This window comes from Paramicrobacterium chengjingii, from assembly GCF_011751765.2.
In the GTDB taxonomy this organism is placed as follows: Bacteria; Actinomycetota; Actinomycetes; order Actinomycetales; family Microbacteriaceae; genus Paramicrobacterium; species Paramicrobacterium chengjingii.
Map to the genome: position 1 here is coordinate 2,598,960 of NZ_CP061169.1, position 17,928 is coordinate 2,616,887.

General features: G+C 64.1%; 19 protein-coding genes. 14 read left to right on the plus strand and 5 right to left on the minus strand.

Features of this window, described 5'->3' with window-relative positions; genetic code table 11:
- Positions 1–45: 45 nt before the first annotated feature.
- Positions 46–549, plus strand: coding sequence for a VOC family protein (locus tag HCR76_RS12620; protein WP_166991019.1), 504 nt, complete (start codon positions 46–48; stop codon positions 547–549).
- Between the two features lie 38 nt (positions 550–587).
- Here the strand turns inward: HCR76_RS12620 and HCR76_RS12625 are convergent, their stop codons facing one another.
- Positions 588–1,664, minus strand: a complete 1,077-nt coding sequence (locus HCR76_RS12625; RefSeq protein ID WP_166991022.1) for a cytochrome b/b6 domain-containing protein — start codon at positions 1,662–1,664, stop codon at positions 588–590.
- Positions 1,665–1,761: 97 nt separating this feature from the next.
- On the opposite strand from HCR76_RS12625, the gene HCR76_RS12630 reads away from it, so the two are divergent.
- Complete coding sequence (locus tag HCR76_RS12630) at positions 1,762–2,523, plus strand: Rossmann-like and DUF2520 domain-containing protein (protein ID WP_166991025.1); 762 nt, start codon at positions 1,762–1,764, stop codon at positions 2,521–2,523.
- A 40-nt stretch (positions 2,524–2,563) separates the two neighbouring features.
- Here the strand turns inward: HCR76_RS12630 and coaBC are convergent, their stop codons facing one another.
- Positions 2,564–3,763: a bifunctional phosphopantothenoylcysteine decarboxylase/phosphopantothenate--cysteine ligase CoaBC gene (coaBC, locus tag HCR76_RS12635; protein WP_491562691.1), complete on the minus strand. Its 1,200-nt coding sequence runs from the start codon at positions 3,761–3,763 to the stop codon at positions 2,564–2,566.
- 54 nt (positions 3,764–3,817) lie between these two features.
- Between coaBC and panD the strand changes: the two genes are divergently transcribed.
- From panD to panC, 3 genes are read left to right on the plus strand one after another with little or no spacing between them, the layout of a single operon-like run.
- Positions 3,818–4,231, plus strand: coding sequence for an aspartate 1-decarboxylase (panD, locus tag HCR76_RS12640; RefSeq protein ID WP_166991031.1), 414 nt, complete (start codon positions 3,818–3,820; stop codon positions 4,229–4,231).
- Positions 4,224–5,075 (plus strand): 3-methyl-2-oxobutanoate hydroxymethyltransferase, encoded by an 852-nt coding sequence (gene panB / locus HCR76_RS12645; RefSeq protein ID WP_166991034.1) that lies wholly within the window; start codon positions 4,224–4,226, stop codon positions 5,073–5,075. The genes panD and panB overlap by 8 nt, the downstream gene beginning before the upstream one ends.
- Positions 5,072–5,914 carry a pantoate--beta-alanine ligase gene (panC, locus tag HCR76_RS12650; protein ID WP_198248052.1) on the plus strand — a complete coding sequence of 281 codons (843 nt, stop codon included), beginning with the start codon at positions 5,072–5,074 and terminating at the stop codon, positions 5,912–5,914. Before panB ends, panC begins: the two co-directional genes overlap by 4 nt.
- Positions 5,915–5,951: 37 nt before the next feature.
- On the opposite strand, the gene HCR76_RS12655 is transcribed toward panC, so the two are convergent.
- Together HCR76_RS12655 and HCR76_RS12660 are read right to left on the minus strand one after the other, a co-directional pair.
- Complete coding sequence (locus HCR76_RS12655) at positions 5,952–7,661, minus strand: GAF domain-containing sensor histidine kinase (protein WP_166991037.1); 1,710 nt, start codon at positions 7,659–7,661, stop codon at positions 5,952–5,954.
- Positions 7,658–8,314: a response regulator gene (locus HCR76_RS12660; RefSeq protein ID WP_235934217.1), complete on the minus strand. Its 657-nt coding sequence runs from the start codon at positions 8,312–8,314 to the stop codon at positions 7,658–7,660. Before HCR76_RS12660 ends, HCR76_RS12655 begins: the two co-directional genes overlap by 4 nt.
- A 273-nt stretch (positions 8,315–8,587) precedes the next feature.
- On the opposite strand from HCR76_RS12660, the gene HCR76_RS12665 reads away from it, so the two are divergent.
- The 4 genes from HCR76_RS12665 to HCR76_RS12680 are packed head-to-tail and all read left to right on the plus strand — an operon-like array spanning position 8,588 to position 11,452.
- Positions 8,588–9,136, plus strand: coding sequence for an alternate-type signal peptide domain-containing protein (locus HCR76_RS12665; RefSeq protein ID WP_166991039.1), 549 nt, complete (start codon positions 8,588–8,590; stop codon positions 9,134–9,136).
- A 5-nt stretch (positions 9,137–9,141) separates the two neighbouring features.
- Complete coding sequence (locus HCR76_RS12670; protein ID WP_166991042.1) at positions 9,142–9,708, plus strand: signal peptidase I; 567 nt, start codon at positions 9,142–9,144, stop codon at positions 9,706–9,708.
- The gene (locus tag HCR76_RS12675) at positions 9,705–10,328 is read left to right on the plus strand and encodes a SipW-dependent-type signal peptide-containing protein (RefSeq protein ID WP_166991044.1); all 624 of its coding nucleotides are present in this window, start codon (positions 9,705–9,707) and stop codon (positions 10,326–10,328) included. Before HCR76_RS12670 ends, HCR76_RS12675 begins: the two co-directional genes overlap by 4 nt.
- Entirely contained in the window at positions 10,325–11,452 is a 1,128-nt protein-coding gene (locus HCR76_RS12680; RefSeq protein ID WP_166991047.1) for a S24/S26 family peptidase, read from the plus strand. The genes HCR76_RS12675 and HCR76_RS12680 overlap by 4 nt, the downstream gene beginning before the upstream one ends.
- A 45-nt stretch (positions 11,453–11,497) precedes the next feature.
- Here the strand turns inward: HCR76_RS12680 and HCR76_RS12685 are convergent, their stop codons facing one another.
- Positions 11,498–13,429, minus strand: coding sequence for a DEAD/DEAH box helicase (locus tag HCR76_RS12685; RefSeq protein ID WP_166991050.1), 1,932 nt, complete (start codon positions 13,427–13,429; stop codon positions 11,498–11,500).
- 368 nt (positions 13,430–13,797) lie between these two features.
- On the opposite strand from HCR76_RS12685, the gene HCR76_RS12690 reads away from it, so the two are divergent.
- From HCR76_RS12690 to HCR76_RS12710, 5 genes are all read left to right on the plus strand, one after another.
- Positions 13,798–14,067 carry a GlsB/YeaQ/YmgE family stress response membrane protein gene (locus HCR76_RS12690; RefSeq protein ID WP_166991053.1) on the plus strand — a complete coding sequence of 90 codons (270 nt, stop codon included), beginning with the start codon at positions 13,798–13,800 and terminating at the stop codon, positions 14,065–14,067.
- Positions 14,068–14,186: 119 nt separating this feature from the next.
- Positions 14,187–15,410 carry a sensor histidine kinase gene (locus tag HCR76_RS12695; protein WP_166991056.1) on the plus strand — a complete coding sequence of 408 codons (1,224 nt, stop codon included), beginning with the start codon at positions 14,187–14,189 and terminating at the stop codon, positions 15,408–15,410.
- On the plus strand, positions 15,407–16,078 hold the full coding sequence (locus tag HCR76_RS12700) for a response regulator (RefSeq protein WP_166991059.1): 672 nt from the start codon (positions 15,407–15,409) through the stop codon (positions 16,076–16,078). The genes HCR76_RS12695 and HCR76_RS12700 overlap by 4 nt, the downstream gene beginning before the upstream one ends.
- 59 nt (positions 16,079–16,137) lie before the next feature.
- Positions 16,138–16,467, plus strand: coding sequence for a Fe-S cluster assembly protein HesB (locus HCR76_RS12705; RefSeq protein WP_235934215.1), 330 nt, complete (start codon positions 16,138–16,140; stop codon positions 16,465–16,467).
- A 130-nt stretch (positions 16,468–16,597) separates the two neighbouring features.
- Complete coding sequence (locus HCR76_RS12710; RefSeq protein ID WP_166991062.1) at positions 16,598–17,920, plus strand: acyltransferase family protein; 1,323 nt, start codon at positions 16,598–16,600, stop codon at positions 17,918–17,920.
- Positions 17,921–17,928 lie beyond the last annotated feature (8 nt).

The following is a 17,928-nucleotide window of genomic DNA, read 5'->3' on the forward strand; positions in this document are numbered from 1 at the left end:
CAAAAATACAAGACACCACAGACACCGGCTACCTAATCTGAGCTCATGAGCACAGACACACAGACACACGCGGCGAACGGAACACACACGACAAACGGCATTCCGCACGGAAGCACATCGCTGACCCCGCACATCGTCGTGTCACCGGCAGAGCAGGCATTGGAGTTCTACGCGACAGTATTCGGCGCACATATTGTCGATGTCACGCGGTTCGGCGACATTGTCGCGCACGCTGTCGTCGATTTCGGCAACGGCATGCTGACTCTCAGCGACCCGATGGAGGCGAACGCGCTCATCCCCGTTGACCCGGCTCTCGGGCACGACTACTCTCTAGCGCTCTACTGCCCGAACGTCGATGCGGTGACCTCCGCAGCGCGGGCTCACGGAGCCATGGTCCGCGAAGAGCCGGCGTCATTCGTCTCTGGCGATCGCTTCAGCTCGATTCTCGATCCGTTCGGCATTCGGTGGTCGGTGATGACTCGCGTCGAAGATCTTTCGCCCGCGGAGTCGGCCGAACGCGTCGCCGAGTGGGCTCGGTCGCAGGGATAGACTTCCCGGCATCGTGGACGCGGGTTTCCTGCCGCGCCTCAGAACCATTTCGCGAGCGGACCGAGCATGCGCAGCGCAACGGCCTGCACGACGTCTGGCCAGCGATTTGTCACGGGGGAGGCGATCGCCCAGAGCACGGCGATCACCGCGACGCCGATGGCGAAGAGCGCGAGCCCGGCGGGGCCTGTGCCCTCGTGACCGAGAGTGATGTGGTTGAGATTCTCGGCGGCGCCGGTCGTGAGAACCAGCGCAACATGCACGATCGTGAACACGATGAACCAACCGAGCGCGATCGCGTGCACACTCCGCGCAGCCTCCGCGCCGAACAGGTTCGACCGCGCGGCGCCGACGGCCTTGCTGATGCGCGGCGACTGCAGCATCCCTGTGATCACGGCGAGGGGCGCGGCAACGAATACAGTGACGAAGTACGTCAGCAGCTGAATGCCGTTGTAGGCGACCCAGGAGCGCTGGTCGGGAAAATCGAGCGATGCATATTGAAGCACGGCGCTCAGCGCGTTCGGGAAGACATCGAGGCTGGTAGGGACAACACGGACCCACTGGCCCGTTGTGAACAGCACGATATAGAAGACGATGCCGTTCAGCAGCCAGAGCATGGTGACGGTGAGATGCCACCAGCGGGCGGATGCCGTCGTACGACGCACGCCAGGAAGACCCAGCTGCGTCGGCAGGCCGACGGCATCGTGCCGTGGTGACACCCTCATGCCCGGCTCAACCTGCTCGTTGAGCCGCAGCCACTCATCACCCGGACGCTGCCCCAGCTTCCAGAATAGCCGCGGCCTCCCAGCGAGAATCTGCAGCCCTGAGCGCATAATCGGCAGCAGGAAGACGATGTTGAGAAAGTGCTGCCACCGCAGCCACCAGGGGAACCCCTGTGGATCGGCGCGCTCCACGGTTCCCGGGTGCCGCGCAATGAAGTCCTCGACGCCGGGAAGCTGCCGCAGGGCGACTCCGATGCCGACAATGGCGAGCAGCAGGACGACGGCGGCGGGGAGCGTCCAGATGAGGTTGAGCCACCGTCGGCCGACGCGCAGGCGCGGAAAATGCGCGCGCTTCTCATCGGCTCCGGGCGTTCCGGCGGTCTCACGGGTCGTCACAGTGCCTCCACTGTATCGGCAGGGCGTGGCAACACTTGAACCGTGAGCGGATCGACCGTGACCCTTGTCACCCGTGTTGCTCGTGGAGAATGGGTTCATGGCACAGGAGGCTCTCGCGCATGCGGTAGTGATGATCGTCGGCGCGGGAAAGATGGGAACGGCACTTGCCGCAGCGCTGCGGCACGCCGGCATCGATGTGCGCGATCCGCTGAGCCATGCTCAGATGGATGCCATCGACGACGGCACTCCTTTCGCGAATGCCGACATCGTACTGCTCGCCGTGCCAGATGCTGTCATCGCCGACGTCGCCGCGCACGTACCGCGAGGTGGTCTTGTCGGGCATCTCTCTGGAGCGACAACGCTTGCTACGCTGGCCCCGCACGAGGCGTTCAGCGTGCACCCGCTGCTCACCGTGACCGGAGCGAACGACAGCTTTGCCGGGGCACGAGCCTCGATGGCCGGAACGACGGAACGGGCACGACGCGTGGCCCGGGAACTCGCGACCACGCTGGGCATGACTCCGATCACCGTGGATGACGCCGACCGCGCCGCCTATCACGCGGCAGCGTCGATCGCCTCGAACTTCATTGTGACGGTCGAGGGGTTCGCTGAAGAGCTTGCCGCGACCGTCGGGCTGGATCGCCGTGCACTCGCCCCGCTCGTTCGCGCCGCTGTCGAGAATTGGGTGGAGCACGGTGCCGAAGACGCGCTCACCGGGCCGATCGCGCGCGGAGACCACACGACGGTCGAGCGGCAACGAGCCGCCATCGCGGATGCCCTCCCGCACCGGCTCGCCCTCTTCGACGCGCTCGCCGAGGCGACGCGCGAACTCGCGGCGAAGTCCGGCCGCACGACCTGAGCGTGTGAGCTCCGCACCGCTGACCGCACCGATGGCTGTGTCAGGGGCGTTCCGTCAGTGCCGCGTCGAGAATCGCGTCGGCGACAACCCGCTTTGAACCGTCGACCGTGGTGACGATCCGGCTGCCGGAGCCCACGATGAGCACCTCGTTGTCTGAGGTGCCGAAGCCGCGACCGTCATCAACGCGGTTCACAGCAATGAGATCGGCGTTCTTGCGCTCGAGTTTTCCCGCGCCGAGAGCGGCAAGTGCGTCGGCATCCGCCTCGGTTTCGGCGGCGAAGCCCACAAGCACGGGTCTCGGATGCTGCAGCGCACCGAGATCCGCGAGAATATCGGGGTTGGCCGTGAGCTCGATCGAGACGTCGTCGCCGACGGCATCCTTCTTCATTTTCGTGTGGGCAACGTTCACGGGCCGATAGTCAGACACCGCAGCCGCCATCACGACGATGTCGGCATCTGCCGCGCGCGACAACACCGCATCACGCAGCTCGGCCACCGTCGATACCGGCACGAGTTCGATGCCGACCGGCGGCGGCACCTCGAGGTTCGCGCCGATCAGGGCGACGTCCGCACCACGGTCGCGGGCCGCCTCGGCGAGCGCCACGCCCTGCCTGCCGCTCGAACGGTTTCCGATGAAGCGAACGGGATCGATGGGCTCACGCGTTCCACCCGCCGTCACGACGACGGTCGTGCCGGCGAGATCGCGGGCACCGCTCACTGATGCCACCGCGGCGACGATGGCCTCGGGGTCGGCAAGTCGCCCGACGCCGACGTCGCTTCCCGTGAGCTGACCTGATTCCGGCCAGACGACGTGCGCGCCACGGTCAACGAGGGTGGCAATGTTGTGCTGCGTTGCGGCGCTCTGCCACATCTCCGTGTGCATCGCCGGGGCAATGACGAGCGGTGCCGTCGACGCGAGCACGCTATTGGTCAGCAGGTTGTCGCTCAACCCGTTTGCGAGCTTGGCAATGGTGTTTGCTGTGGCCGGCGCGATGAGAATCACGTCGGCACTCTGGCCAAGTGCAACATGCTTGACCTCGGCGACGCCGTCGAACAGATCCGTCGCGATCGGGTTGCGGCTGATCGCCTCGAGCGTCGGGGCGCCAATGAATCTCAGTGCCTCATCCGTTGGAATCACCTGCACGTCGTGCCCCTGCAGCACAAGTGTGCGGATGATTCCGACCACCTTGTAAGCGGCGATGCCGCCGCATACTCCCACGACGATTCTCATGTGGTTCATCCTACGCACGTCACTCTCGGCAGCATCCCGGTTTGCATCGGTACCATGGCAATCATGCTTCGAACTATGCTCACCTCGAAGATCCATCGCGCCACCGTCACCGCGGCCGACCTCGACTATGTGGGGTCGATCACGATCGACAGCGAGCTCATGGATGCTTCGGGTCTCGTCGACGGCGAAAAGGTCGCCGTTCTCGACATCACCAATGGTGCTCGCCTCGAGACCTACGTCATCACAGGGCGCCCCGGCGGAGGCGACATCGAAATCAACGGGGCCGCAGCGCACCTGGTGCACCCGGGCGATCTCGTGATCATCGTGGCCTACGGCCTCGTCAACGAAACCGAGCTGCAGAGCCACCGACCGAAGATCGTGCACGTCGACGAGCTCAACCGCATTACGGGGCTCGGCTCCGACCCCTCAGAACCCGCTCCCGGCACCGTGCGCTCGGAGGCGAGCATCGGTGCCTGATTCCACGCCAGACAGCAAGGCACCGGATGCTGCCGCCACACGTCCCGCGCGCCGTGTTCGCACCCTCGACCTGCAGAAGGCAAAGCGTGACGGACGCCGCTGGGCAATGCTCACGAGCTACGACCAGTACACGGCGGCGCTCTTTGAACGGTCCGGTGTCGAGGCGCTGCTCGTTGGAGACTCCGCGGCCAACAACGTCTACGGACACGCGACGACCCTGCCGGTCACCGTCGATGAACTGATTCCGCTCGCCCGCGCGGTGTCGTCCGCGACGTCGCGCGCTCTCGTCATCGCCGACCTGCCGTTCGGCAGTTATGAGGTGTCTGCCGAGCAGGCAGCGACAACGGCGATCCGCTTCATGAAAGAGGCCGGGGTTCACGCTGTCAAACTCGAAGGCGGAGTACGTATGGCAGACCGTGTGCGCGCCGTCGTCGACGCGGGAATTCCCGTGATGGCGCACATCGGCTTCACCCCGCAGAGCGAGCACGCTCTCGGCGGATACAAAGTGCAGGGCAGAGGGGATGCCGCGCAGCAGCTGCTCGCCGACGCCCGTGCGGTGACGGAAGCCGGCGCGTTCGCCGTCGTGCTCGAGATGGTCCCCGCAGAGCTTGCCGCCGAGGTCACTCGCGAGCTGCAGATACCCACCGTCGGCATCGGCGCTGGCGCCGGGTGCGACGCGCAGGTTCTTGTGTGGCAGGACATGGCGGGACTGCGCACTGGGCCTGTGCCGCGGTTCGTCAAGCGCTACGCAAATCTCGACGAGGTTCTGAGCGGCGCCGTGCGTGCCTACGTCGACGACGTGGCATCCGGTGCCTTTCCCGAATCGGAGCGCGACTTCTCGTGACGCAGGTCGCCGACACGCGAGGGCTCAACGCGTGGCGCAACGCAACACGTGGGACAGTTGCGCTCGTTCCCACGATGGGCGCGCTGCACGACGGGCACCGCCGACTCATCGCCCACGCGCACGGTGAAGCCGATGCTGTCGCCGTGAGCATCTTCGTCAACCCACTGCAGTTCGGGCCGGACGAGGACTTCGAGCGCTACCCACGCGACCTCGATTCCGATCTCGAAATCTGTCGCGCCGACGGTGTCGATGTCGTCTTCGCACCGGAGCTGCACGAAATGTATCCGCGAGACCCGGAGGTAACAGTCAGCGCAGGGCGCATGGGAGCTGTCTTCGAGGGCGCATCGCGCCCAGGCCATTTCGACGGCGTGCTCACCGTCGTCGCCAAGCTGTTTCAGCGCGTGCGGCCAGACGTAGCCATCTTCGGTCAGAAAGACGCTCAACAGCTTGCCCTCGTCGAACGTCTTGTCGCCGACCTTGATCTCGGTGTGCACATCGAGAGCGTTCCCATTGTGCGTGATGCCGATGGGCTCGCTCTGTCGAGCCGCAATCGCTACCTGAGCGCCGCCGAACGGGAGAGCGCGCTCGCCCTGCCGCGGGCGCTTGAGGCGGCCGCCCACGAAGCCACCACGGCCGCATCAGCCCAGGATGCTGCGCGTCGCACTCTTGCAGACGCCGAGCTGCAGCATCCGGAACTCTCACTCGATTACGCGACGCTGGTCGACCGCGCGACGTTCACCAAGTGCTCTCCCGACTTCCGTGGCGACGCCGTTCTCGTGCTCGCTGCCCGCGTCGGCGCTACCCGCGTGATTGACAACGCGACGCTCACGTTCGGCTGACACCCTCGCCGCCGCACGCACGTTCTGGGCTCCTGCATCACGGTTGCGTCAGTGGCACAGACCAGTCGATGGTTGTTCCCGCGCCGTCAGCCGAATCGATGATGCATGTGCCTCCGTGTCGCTCGGCTCGTGCCCTCAAGTTCGCGAGCCCGCTTTCGACGACCTGCGTTGGAATTCCGATGCCGTCGTCGGACACCGAGAGTCGAACGCGTCCACCGTCAACGCTCAGGGAGACGTCGACGGAGTCGGGTCGGGCGTGCCTCGCGGCATTCGATAGCGCCTCTGCCAGCACGGCGAGAACGTCGTCGGCGAGCGGGCCCGTGAGCATCGATCGCACGGGGCCCGCGAATGTGATGGTCGGTTGAAACTTGAGGATTCGACGGGCCTGGGTGGCCAGCTGAAGTGCACGTGACTGAACGTCAGCGGCCGTGGCGGGAACCTGCAGAGAGAAGATCGTTCGCCGAATGTCACGGATCGTCGTGTCGAGATCGTCTGCCGCCTGTCCTAGACGCTGACCGTCGCTGCCTTCGTCATGCCGCGCGATGCTCTGCAGGCTCAGACCGATCGCGAACAGCCGCTGGATCACGACGTCGTGCAGATCCTCGGCAATGCGATCGCGATCCTCAAGCAGGGCGATCCTCTGTCGGTCCTGACGCGATTGCAGAGCTTGCAGTGCCAGTGAGACTCGATCTGCGAAGTGCGCGAGAGCGCCGGAATCGACGTTGGCCGGGTTCTCTCGGTGATCAGCTGACCAGCCGAGGGCCAGAACCCCCGGAGAACGGCCAACAACCGTGATTGGAACGAGAATGCCTGGTCCGGCGCCTTCGTCGCCCTTTTGCACGACGAGCCCGTCGAGCACCCGTGACGCCTTGCTGGCAGCGACAGAAGCGAACTCGTCGTGCCGTTGAAATGCGAAGGATCCGCTCGGGTCGGCAGATGCAATGCTCCGCAGACGGTGCCCCGGCACCGTCTCGTTGTTCTCTTCGTCGTCCACAGCGACAAGCCACACAGCATCCGCGTTGGCGCTACGTCGCGCCTGATCAACGAGTGCCGGCGCCGCGTCTTCGACCGAGACCGCGTCAGAGAGTGCCGAGGTTACCTCCGCTGTCGCCTCAAGCCACCGTTCGCGCTGCGCCGCCTGCGAATACATGCGAGCGTTCTCGATGACGACGCCCGCAGCCGCAGCCAAGGCGACAGCGGTCTTCTCGTCTGCGTCGGAGAATTCTTCTGTCGTCGTCTTCTCCGTGACATAGAGATTCCCGTACACCTCCCCGTGAATGAGGATCGGCACACCGAGGAACGAATGCATCGGCGGCATCCCAGTGGGAAATCCCTGGTGTGCGGGATGCTGACTGAGATCACGCAACCGCAAGGGAGCAGGATCACGAATGAGCGCACCAAGCACGCCGAGCCCCCGCGGTCCATCAGAGAGCACGGCGAGTTGTTCCTCCGAGAGTCCATGCTGCACCAGCATTCGAAGTCGCCGTTCATGGCCCGGTGGATTCAACACTCCGAGCGCCGCATAGCGCGCATCGAGCAGTGTCGATGCTGCCCGCACGATCTGCTGCAACACGCCGTCAAGTGAGAGGTCGGCCGCGAGAGTGATTACCGTGTCGAGCAGCAGCTGAAGCTGACGTCGCTCGTCGGAGAGACCCTTGACCCGGTCAAGGGTCTCCGCCAGCAGATCGTCCAGCGGAAGATCGTTCACGCGGGCGGAACGTCGCTCGGCAGCAGCTCTCTCGCTCATCGTGACCGTTCACGTCCTCGGGCAAGATACAGAGCCGCCTGCGTGCGATTGTCGACGCCCAGCTTTGACATGAGGGAGGAGACGTAGTTCTTGACGGTCTTCTCAGCGAGAAACAGCTTCGCGGCGATCTGGCGGTTCGTCATTCCAGCGCCGATGCACTCAAGAATGCGCCGCTCTTGATCGGTGAGGCTGTTCTCTTGGGCATCCGATTTGTGCTCGTTGCGGATGCGGCTGAGTACTCTGCTCGTCAATCGGGGGTCGATGAGAGATTCTCCCCGTGCGGCGCGACGCACAGCCGAGACCAGCTCGTCGCCCCGAATGTGCTTGAGAACGTAACCGCGAGCCCCGGCCATGATTGCGGCAAACAGTGCGTCGTCATCGTCGTACGAGCTGAGAAAGAGTGCAGCAATGTCCGGAGATTGAGAGAGCATGTCACGGCAGATGTCGATCCCCGATCCGTCAGGCAGGCGACCATCAAGCACGGCGACGTCGGGCGCGCATGCCACGATCTGCTCCGCCGTGCCCGCCACCTGACCTGCCTCGCCGATCACGCGGATGTCGCCTTCGGCTTCGAGTAGATCCCGGATGCCTCGCCTGACGATCTCATGATCGTCAACGAGAAAGACGCTGATCGTGCCCGGTTCTTGTCTCACAACGGCATCCTCTCCTTCTCGGTCAGGATATCGACCGCTGGATCACCGCGCTAGAAGCGAGCCGAGCCGCCCCACGCGGCAACGATGCCGCAAGCCGCAGTTCCGCCGGCCAATCCTAGGACTTTGGTCCCGCGGATCGCGGGACAATTCCCCTGTCCGCGGCCGGCCGCGGGCGAAATCATTGACGTAGTGGAATGGAGAACCTTCCAGACACCGGCAACAACACATCACGTTCCCCACGAGGGAACACAGACCTCTTCGAAGGGAAGAGACATGAAGAAAATGACCAAGGGCGCCATTGCCGCAGGAATCGGTGCCGTTCTGCTGCTCGGCGGCGCGGGCACCCTGGCCTTCTGGTCTGACGACGCCGCACTCGCCGGCGGCACGCTCACGACGGGAAACCTCACTCTGACAGATGCGACAGCAACGAGTAACTGGGTGTATGCCGAAGGCAATGTGAATGCGGGCGATGCAGTTCAGCAGATCGTTCCGGGAGACACGATCACGAAGACGATGAGCTTCACGATCAACGCGTCGGGAGACAACCTCACAGCCACGCTCACGACACCCTCGTCGACAACTGTCACCGTTGACGGGGGAACAGCACCTGAGACCCTTCAGATGAATGTCAGCGCCGCGTATGAGATCGACGGTGAGGCTGTTCCCAGCGCCATCACAAGTGCGAACGATGGCGACGTGGTGACCGCGGTGGTCACTGTTACCTTCCCCTTCGGTGATGCGACGGTGAACGGAAACGACACACAGGGGATCTCCGCAGCCTTGAATGACATCACTGTGCAGCTGGTGCAGACCGAGGCCTGACGCACATGACGACATCACGACGCATCAAGAGGTGGGTTCGACGAGCCCTCTGCTTCGTGATCATCACGGGGGCGGCGGCAGCGGCCATCGCCGGTGCTGTCCTCCCCCGGCTCACAGGAGCCACGGGCTACGCAGTGACGTCGGGCTCCATGGAGCAGACCCTGCCGATCGGGTCCCTCGTCGTCGTCCGTCCCGTCGCACCGCGCGATATCACCGTCGGAGACATCATCACCTACCAGCTGCGGTCAGGAGAACCCGAGGTGGCGACTCACCGCATCATCAGCAGCGGGGTCGGCACAGACGGGGACATCCGGTGGCGGACGCAAGGTGACGCGAACAGCACGGCTGACCCGATTCCGGTTCGCGCCGAGCAGATCAAGGGAGTGATGTGGTACGTGGTTCCATGGCTCGGCTACATGTCCATATTCGTGGGCGCCGAGCAGAAAGCATCGCTCCTGCTCGTCGTTGGTGTCGCCCTGTTGGGTTACGCCGCCGTCGTCTGGAGCCTCGCGATTCGCGAACGTCGAATCACCGTCAGAGACACCACGATTTTGAGAGGAAACACGCCATGACAACCGCTCCTTCTCGCCGTCGGGGCAAAATCCGTGCGCTGCTGAGCCTCGGAATGCTGCTGGGTATCAGCCAGGTGGGCACTCTTGCGGCTTGGACCGACTCGGCGACGGTATCGGGCGGCGGTTTCAGCTCGGGTACCCTCGATGTCGCCGTTGGCGACGCGGCCGCGGATCAGCTCACGGGGCCGGGAGGCAGTTGGACGCACGCGAGTCTCTCGCTCGACGGTGCCTTGCCTGGTGAGAGCGTCGCCCGAACGGTCACTGTCGGAAACGCGGGCAGCGTCCCGCTGGCTCTCGACGCATCGGCGACGATCCCCGATGGTGCGCTTGCGAGCACCGACGGTTCCGGTCTGCTCCTCACCGTCTCCGTCGGTGGTGAGCCCGTCAACACGGGAACGGCTGCGACGGGCGATCGTCATGGTGTGTGTTCTGGCGGCGTTTCCGTTCTTGTCGATGCCCCGCTGTCGTCGGCGGAGACCTCCCTCGGGATCGACGGCGTACGCCTGAGCCCTGAAGAAGAGACAAGCTTGTGCGTGAGTATCGGGCTCTCCCCCGCCGCTCCAAACTCTATGCAGGGCGCGTCCACGACTGTCGCCATTTCCGTCGAGGCGAAGCAGTGAGTGCCGGGGTTCGCCGCCGGATCGGCGCGATCGCACGCGAAACTCTGCTGACGTGCGGGGCACTTCTCGGGGTGATCTGCATCGCGCTCGTCGTTGGCGCTCATGCTTTCGGAATCACAATGCTCGTGTTCGAATCGGGCTCGATGAGTCCGAAAATCACGACCGGAGCGGCCGCTCTCGCTGTCAAAACAGACGCGGACGACCTCGCTCCCGGGGACGTCGTCAGCGTGACGGACTCGGCTGGACGACGCATCACCCATCGGATCGTCGCCGCCGACGAGATCGCAGACGGCAGCAATGATGTCACGTTGACCCTTCAGGGGGATGCGAACCTTCATCCTGATGACGAGACATACCGTGTCGCCGAAGCGGACCGTGTCATCTGGAGTGCCAATGGGCTCGGATACGTGATCTCCGCTCTGTCGAGTCCGATCTCGATCTTCACAGCGGGAGGCAGCGCCGCGCTGCTGTGCGCTATCGTATTCCGGCGCCGCAGCCGCACGGAAAACATCACACCATCGGACCACCATACGAACACCGACCTGGTGCGACGAGGGCAGGGCACGTTCGTCTCTTCCGAGGGAGTGCCCTCAACGACAGAGCTGGATCACGACGGGCCGTCAGCCCGGTCCGTCGCATCCCGTCTCCGTGCACGTTCCCGTGCGATCACCGGAGGGGCGGCCGTCGCCGTAGCCATCGGGGTACTCGCAGCATCCGGCAGCACAGCATCTCTGACGACTCCCACGCTCGCGGCATTCTCAGACCAGGCGAGCGTGACGTCAGCAGTGGCGACCGGTACGATCCCCGATCCTCCGGTGAGCTTCGTCTGCACGAATGGCAGCTTTCTCAGCGGCTACGTGGACGTCACATGGCAGTCATGGAGCGACGCGCCGATCGGCTACGGCTACCAGGTCGTTGCAACATCCGCTGACGGCGCGACGACGATTAAGACCTGGGACGTCTCGGGAACGACGCTGCCGATCAATCGCAGTGACTTTCCCGCCTCGGGCGACTATCTTGTGTCGCTCCGGGGAACGGATGCCGCCACCGGCTGGGTCTCACACACAGGCCCCACCGTCGAGGTCAGAGCCGGCGGGGCCACATGGGAGCTCAATTGCGCGTAATGGTGAGCCGGTGAGCACACGCGCCGCGCCTGAGCTTGCTGACCGTTACGACGTGAGGTCAGCGATCGTCGGCCGACCGGCGATCTCGTCGATCACGTCGTCTCCGGGAAACGCATCGACGATCGGGGCGTCGATCTCTGCACGACTCAACAGGTCTTCCATACGACGACGACGGTTTCGCGGGATCACTGTGACCACGCGTCCCGTCTTGCCCGCGCGCCCCGTGCGGCCCGAGCGGTGCAGGTACGTCTTGTACTCGTCGGGCATGTCGGCCTGGATCACAAGCGTGATGTCGTCGACATGGATGCCGCGCGCGGCAACGTCCGTGGCGACGAGCACCTTCACCCGACCAGAGGTGAGACGTTCGAGGTTGCGCTGACGGCGGCCCTGGCTGAGGTCACCGTGAAGGGCGACGGCTCGCACTCCCGTGTCTTCGAGCTCGTCGACGAGCTGCTCGGCATAGGCGCGGGTGCGAGTGAAGATCAGTGTCTTCTCGTCGCGGTCTGCAAGCTCAGAGAGCAGCTGCACCTTGTCTTCGCGCAGGGCAACGAGCACGCGGTGGTCGATGCTGCCGGAGTCCTGGTCTTCGCCGGCGACTTCGTGCACCGTCGGGTCGACGAGAAATTCCGTGACGAGCGCTGCGACGCCGGTGTCGAGGGTCGCCGAGAACAGCAGCTTCTGGCCCGCGGGGGCCGTACGCCGCAGAATGCGCTGCACCGGCTCGAGGAACCCGAGGTCGCACATGTGGTCGGCCTCGTCGAGCACCGATACTTTCACGTCTGACAAATCGAGGCGACCCTGCTCAATGAGGTCTTCAATGCGGCCAGGTGTGCCGATCACGATGTCGACGCCGCGCTTCAGCGCACCGACCTGGCGGCCTTGGGGAACGCCGCCATAGATCTGCGTGGTGAAAAGGCCAACGCTGCGAGCGATCGGCTGAACCGTACGGTCAATCTGCAAGGCGAGCTCGCGGGTCGGAGCGAGAATGAGGGCACGAGGCTTGCGACCCATGTCACGCTTTGTTCCGCCGCGGTTCTCAAGCAGCCGCTCGACGAGCGGTGCACCGAACGCGATGGTCTTACCGCTGCCTGTTCGGCCACGACCGAGAACATCTTTACCCGCGAGAACGTCGGGGATCGTCGCGGCTTGAATCGGGAAGGGGGATGCAGCGCCGAGCTCGCCGAGCGTGCGAACGATGTTCTCGCCAAGGCCGAGGTCACCGAAGCTCACACCTTCGACGTCCGATGCCTGAATGGCTTCCGCTTCGAGTCTCTCGAGCACCACGTCGTCGTGAGGAGTAAAGTGCTGCGGCGTCTCGCGCGGCGCAAACGAATCACGACGTTGCGGGCGGTCGTCGCGACTGGCACGACGCTGGGGCCGCTCGCTGCGGTCAATGTCGCGCCTCTGGGGACGCTCATCGCGGTCGAACTGACGCCTCTGTGGTCGCTCACCGTTGTCAAACCGCCGCTGTGGGCGGTCGTTGCGGTCGAACTGCCGACGCTGAGGCCGCTCATCGCGATCGCTGCGACGATGCGGCCGGTCATCACGATCAAATCGACGCGGCGGCCGGTCATCTCGGCTATCCCGACGCTGTGGGCGGTCATCACGCTGAAACCGCGAACCGCGAGAATCTCTGTCGTCACGGCGCGGGCGATCCTCCCTGTCGAACTGCCGGCGCGGCCGACCATCTCTGTTGTCCCGACGCTGCGGACGCTCATCGCGATCGAAGCGACGCTGCGGTTGCTCGTCACGACGGTCACCAGCGCGACGCTGTTCGGCGCGCTCAGCACGCTCGGCGGCATCCCAGCGTTCCTTCTTCGGGGATTCCTCCGGCGTACGGTATCCGCGGTGCCCTGGGCTGCGACTGCCCGGTCTCGGGCCGCCCTTCTTCGCCTGGTGAGCGCGACGGTTGGCCATGTAGTCGGGGTCGAAATTGCGGGCGGGACGTCCGCCTGCGGGCTTCTTATTCTTGGGCATTGTGAGCTTTCCGGGTTGTTCTCGCGCATGAAAGGTACAAACCGCGCGCTGATTGACGCGGTATTCAAAACCCGGGCGTTCAGTGGCCGGGACCGTTCACATCGTGTGTGTGTTCGCATCTCGTTCTCGAGAGGAATCCGGCCCAACAGACTTACAAACCCATCCGCACACGGTGTTTTTTGCACATGCACGGTGTCCAGAGCCGACTTTCTAACATTAGTTCGATTTACCTGTGAATGGGCATTGAAACCCGTATTCGAACGCGCCTACTATCGTCTCGGCGCATGTGCGCGTATGGTGACACCCAACTAGTCCTTATGGACAGGGCGGACAGGTCACAAGCCTGCCCCAGAGAGAAAGGCGTCACCATGAATTTCATTGCATTTCTCATTCTCGGACTCATCGCCGGTGCCATCGCAAAGATGATCCTGCCTGGCAAACAGGGCGGCGGCTGGATCGTCACCCTCCTCCTCGGGGTCGTCGGCGCCTTCCTCGGCGGGTGGCTCGGCAACATGATCTTCGGGGTCGGTGTTGACGAGTTCTGGAGCATTTCCAGCTGGCTCCTCGCCATCGGCGGCGCGATCATCGTGCTGCTCATCTGGGGCTTGATCTTCGGCCGGAAGAGCAAGACCGCATAGTCGCTACTCAATCGCGCTGAATGCGACCCCCGGGGTTCACCCCCGGGGGTCGCATTGTGTTGTCGCGTTCATACCGTCGAGCGATGCCGGGCAAACACGTCGCGTGACAGGATGTTTGCATGGTTCAGGAGCGCACTTTCCCCCTCTGGCTGTGGATAACCGTCGGCAGCGTCTCCGTCACGCTGTACTCCATTGCGGTTCCGGTCAACGCGGTTCTCTATCAGGTTCCCGTCGCTATCGCCTTCGTGCTGTCGGCGTTCACCGCGGGCTCACTCCCCCTCGCGCTGCGCATGCCCCGCACCGCGATCGCGCTGTTCTCCCTCGGCCTTCTCGGCAATGGCATACTCTCCGGCCACGATCGCGACCCGTTCTGGCCCGGCCCCGTTCCCGTTCTCGAGATCATCACCCTTGCCCTCTTCATCGCACTTATCGTTTACAGCCGCGGCTGGAAACTTGCAGCAATAGCGTGGCTCATCGCGGCCGCCGTGGCTGTCTCGCTGCCACCGCTCTCGGGGCGCAATTCGTCCCCGGCATACACGGGTGCCGAGACGGCAGACCTCATCGTCACATTCTCGATCGCGGCAGCAGCGTACGTGATCGCGCTGCTCATCGCCGGCCGAGCCACGATTCGAGACGAGCTCGCGCGGGAAAAGGAGGTATCTGCAGAGGAACAGGCCCGTCGACAACTCATCGAGGAGCGTTCACGCATTGCCCGAGAGCTGCACGACGTCGTCGCTCACAGCATGTCAGTCATCCAGGTGCAGGCTTCCACGGCGAAATACCGACTCACTGATCTCGACGTGCCTGTCGTCGCGGAGTTCGACGACATTGCGGCATCCGCCCGATCAGCGCTTGCCGAGATGCGCCGTCTGCTCGGAACGCTCCGCCCCGATGGTCAGGATGCCGAGAGGATGCCGCAGCGAACGATCGGGGACATTCCAGGACTTGTCGAAGGTACTCGCCGCTCCGGCATCGGCATTGACCTCAGCATCGACGACGATTTGCGCGGCGCGCCGCTCTCGGCGCAGGTGGCGGTATTCCGCATTGTGCAGGAGGCCATCAGCAACGCGCTGAGGCATGCGCCGGGGTCACGTATCAGCGTCAGCGTTGCACGCAGCAACACCTCGGGCCTTGTCATCTCCGTCATCAATTCAGCACCGCTTTCAGCTCCCGTGGATGCCGCGGGAGGCGGTCACGGGATCATCGGAATGCGCGAGCGCACAACGATGCTCGGCGGTAACCTCGAAACCCACGCGACCCCTGATGGCGGATGGATCGTGCACGCCGTGCTACCGTTCGACGCGGAAGCGGATGTCGCTGCACGTGCCGAAGGGAACGCATGACCATCTCCGTTGTCATCGCTGATGACCAGACAATGGTGCGCGCCGGATTTGCCGCGCTTCTCGACGCACAGAACGGTATTCAGGTGGTCGGGCAGGCCGCGGACGGCATCGAAGCCGTCGACCTTGTGCGACGCGAGAAGCCAGACGTGGTTCTCATGGACGTCAGGATGCCGGAACTCGACGGGCTCGAAGCAACACGTCGCATCCTCTCCCCTGCGCATCCGCTCCCCCACGTGCCGCGCGTGATCATGCTCACAACATTTGATATTGACGACTACGTCTACGAGGCTCTCCAGTCGGGCGCGAGCGGCTTTCTGCTCAAGGACTCCCTGCCGGACGAACTCGTGCAGGCCGTGCGTGTCGTTGCAGCCGGTGATGCCCTTCTGGCCCCGAGCATCACGAGACGACTCATCGAGCAATTCGGCCAGAGTCGCCCGTCGACGCCGCGAGCACACCTGGAGCTGAACGCCCTCACAACGCGTGAACGCGAGGTGCTTACGCTAATCGGCTCTGGCCGTTCGAATGGCGAGATCGCCACGGACCTCTTCATCTCAGAGCAGACCGTCAAGACACACGTAGGGAAGATCCTGCAGAAGCTGCAGCTCCGCGATCGCGTCCACGCAGTGATCTTTGCCTACGACGCGGGTTTGGTCACGCCCGCAAGCTGAGTGTGAATGGCCTGACAATGGCTGGGCATGGCTTGAACTGCGGCACTCGCTGAGGAATCGTGGCACGCACATACCCGCAACCGGAAGGAGAGCTTGTGCTCACCCTCACCGACAATGCAAGCACCATCGTCAAGACGATTGCCTCGCAGGCGACCGGCGAAGACGATGCAGGACTGCGAATCAGCAGTCAGACGGAGCCAGGCAGCGGCGATTTCGCCGTCGATGTGGCTGCGTCACCCGAAACCGAAGACCAGGTGGTGGAGGCCGGTGGCGCACGAGTCTTCCTCGAGGAGGGCGCAGCCGTCGCCCTCGATGACAAGGTGCTCGACGCCGAGGTCAATGCCGAGGGCGCCGTGAGCTTCTCGATCGGCAACCAGCAGACCGTCTGAGCCCTGCAAGCTTCACGCTGCCTCACCCCCTCGTAGGGTGAGGCAGCGTTGTTTTTCACCCCGGCGTCCGATGCCAGCCGTGGCACCACGTTCATAGTCTTCTGAGTAGCTCATCTACCAGGAGGCGCACATGACCACCCTTGCACCGCTCCAGGCCGTCACTGCGGGGCGCCGACGCTCACCGCGCGATGCCGGAATCGATCTGGTTCGCGCCGTCTGCCTTGCCATTGTGGTTGCGCTGCATTCGCTGATGGTCGGTGTCAGCCTCGGGTCGAATGGTCCTGTCTTCGAGAACGCTGCCGAAGGGCACGCCTGGTTCATTCCTGTCTCGTTCTTCGTGCAGGTGATGCCGCTCTTCTTCATCGTCGGAGGCTTCTCGACGCGGCTCGCGTACCGCTCGGCGCGGTCGCGCGGCACAGGAGCTGCCGGATTCGTCGCCGGTCGCGTGCAACGTCTGCTTGGTCCCGCCATCGTCATGATCGCCGTCGTTGGTGTCTCTCTGCTCACTATGACCATTGCCGGCATTCCGGCTGACATGGTCGCCGAAGCGGGGTTCCGCATCAGCCAGCCACTGTGGTTCCTCGGCGTGTATCTCGGCATCCAGGCTCTCGCTCCCGCGATGATCACCGCGCATGAGCGAGCCCCACGCATCACGCTCGCGCTCCTTGCACTTTCGGTGATCGGTGTGGATGTCGCGGCAGCAACAACGGGCATCGGCGGGATTGCGCTGCTGAACCTCGGCTTCGTGTGGCTGCTCGTGCAACAGCTTGGATTCTGGCTCGCCGATGGCCAAATCGATTCGTTGAGCGTTCGCGCTCGCGCAGCCATCGGCATCGGCGCTCTTGTCTCACTGATCGCCGTGATCGCGGTGGGGATCTATCCGGCTAACATGTACGCCGCGCTGAACCCGCCCTCCGCAGCGCTCATCCTACTCGGAATCGCACAGCTCGCCGCACTATCACTGGCTCGGCCGTGGCTCCGGCGCGTTGCAGAACGCGAGCTGGTGCGCGACGTGGCCTCGTGGATCAATGCACGCTCGATGACGATCTACCTGTGGCATATGCCTCTGCTCATCGCTCTCGCCGCGATCGGCCTCGTCGGCGCTATGAACGGGGTGCTCCCTCTGCCCGATCCCGGCACAGGCGCCTGGTGGGCAACGCGACCGATCTGGATTGCACTCGCGTTCGTCGCCACGGCACTCGTCTCGCAGTTCGCGGGCCGGTGGGAGCGCCGTGCAATGCCGACACCGACAGCATCCACACGTCGTGCCGTCATTGCGAGCATCGCCGGCGTGCTCAGCGCAGTTGTTCTGCTGGTCAGCGGCATCACCGTCGTGACGGCGATCATGAGCGTGCTGCTGATGCGGGTGGCACTGGCCACCGCAGCAAACCCTCCTCTGGGTGGACGCAGCCGATACCAGAGGGTGATGCTCTCGACCTCGCCTCACGCATAGTTTTCAAG

Coding starts and splice junctions, on each gene's coding strand:
- HCR76_RS12700 (WP_166991059.1), top strand. CDS start 15,407: ATGACCATCTCCGTTGTCATCGCTGATGACCAGACAATGGTGCGCGCC.
- HCR76_RS12685 (WP_166991050.1), bottom strand. CDS start 13,429: ATGCCCAAGAATAAGAAGCCCGCAGGCGGACGTCCCGCCCGCAATTTC.
- HCR76_RS12670 (WP_166991042.1), top strand. CDS start 9,142: ATGACGACATCACGACGCATCAAGAGGTGGGTTCGACGAGCCCTCTGC.
- HCR76_RS12665 (WP_166991039.1), top strand. CDS start 8,588: ATGAAGAAAATGACCAAGGGCGCCATTGCCGCAGGAATCGGTGCCGTT.
- HCR76_RS12710 (WP_166991062.1), top strand. CDS start 16,598: ATGACCACCCTTGCACCGCTCCAGGCCGTCACTGCGGGGCGCCGACGC.
- coaBC (WP_491562691.1), bottom strand. CDS start 3,763: ATGAACCACATGAGAATCGTCGTGGGAGTATGCGGCGGCATCGCCGCT.
- HCR76_RS12675 (WP_166991044.1), top strand. CDS start 9,705: ATGACAACCGCTCCTTCTCGCCGTCGGGGCAAAATCCGTGCGCTGCTG.
- panD (WP_166991031.1), top strand. CDS start 3,818: ATGCTTCGAACTATGCTCACCTCGAAGATCCATCGCGCCACCGTCACC.
- HCR76_RS12655 (WP_166991037.1), bottom strand. CDS start 7,661: ATGAGCGAGAGAGCTGCTGCCGAGCGACGTTCCGCCCGCGTGAACGAT.
- HCR76_RS12620 (WP_166991019.1), top strand. CDS start 46: ATGAGCACAGACACACAGACACACGCGGCGAACGGAACACACACGACA.
- HCR76_RS12690 (WP_166991053.1), top strand. CDS start 13,798: ATGAATTTCATTGCATTTCTCATTCTCGGACTCATCGCCGGTGCCATC.
- HCR76_RS12630 (WP_166991025.1), top strand. CDS start 1,762: ATGGCACAGGAGGCTCTCGCGCATGCGGTAGTGATGATCGTCGGCGCG.
- HCR76_RS12695 (WP_166991056.1), top strand. CDS start 14,187: ATGGTTCAGGAGCGCACTTTCCCCCTCTGGCTGTGGATAACCGTCGGC.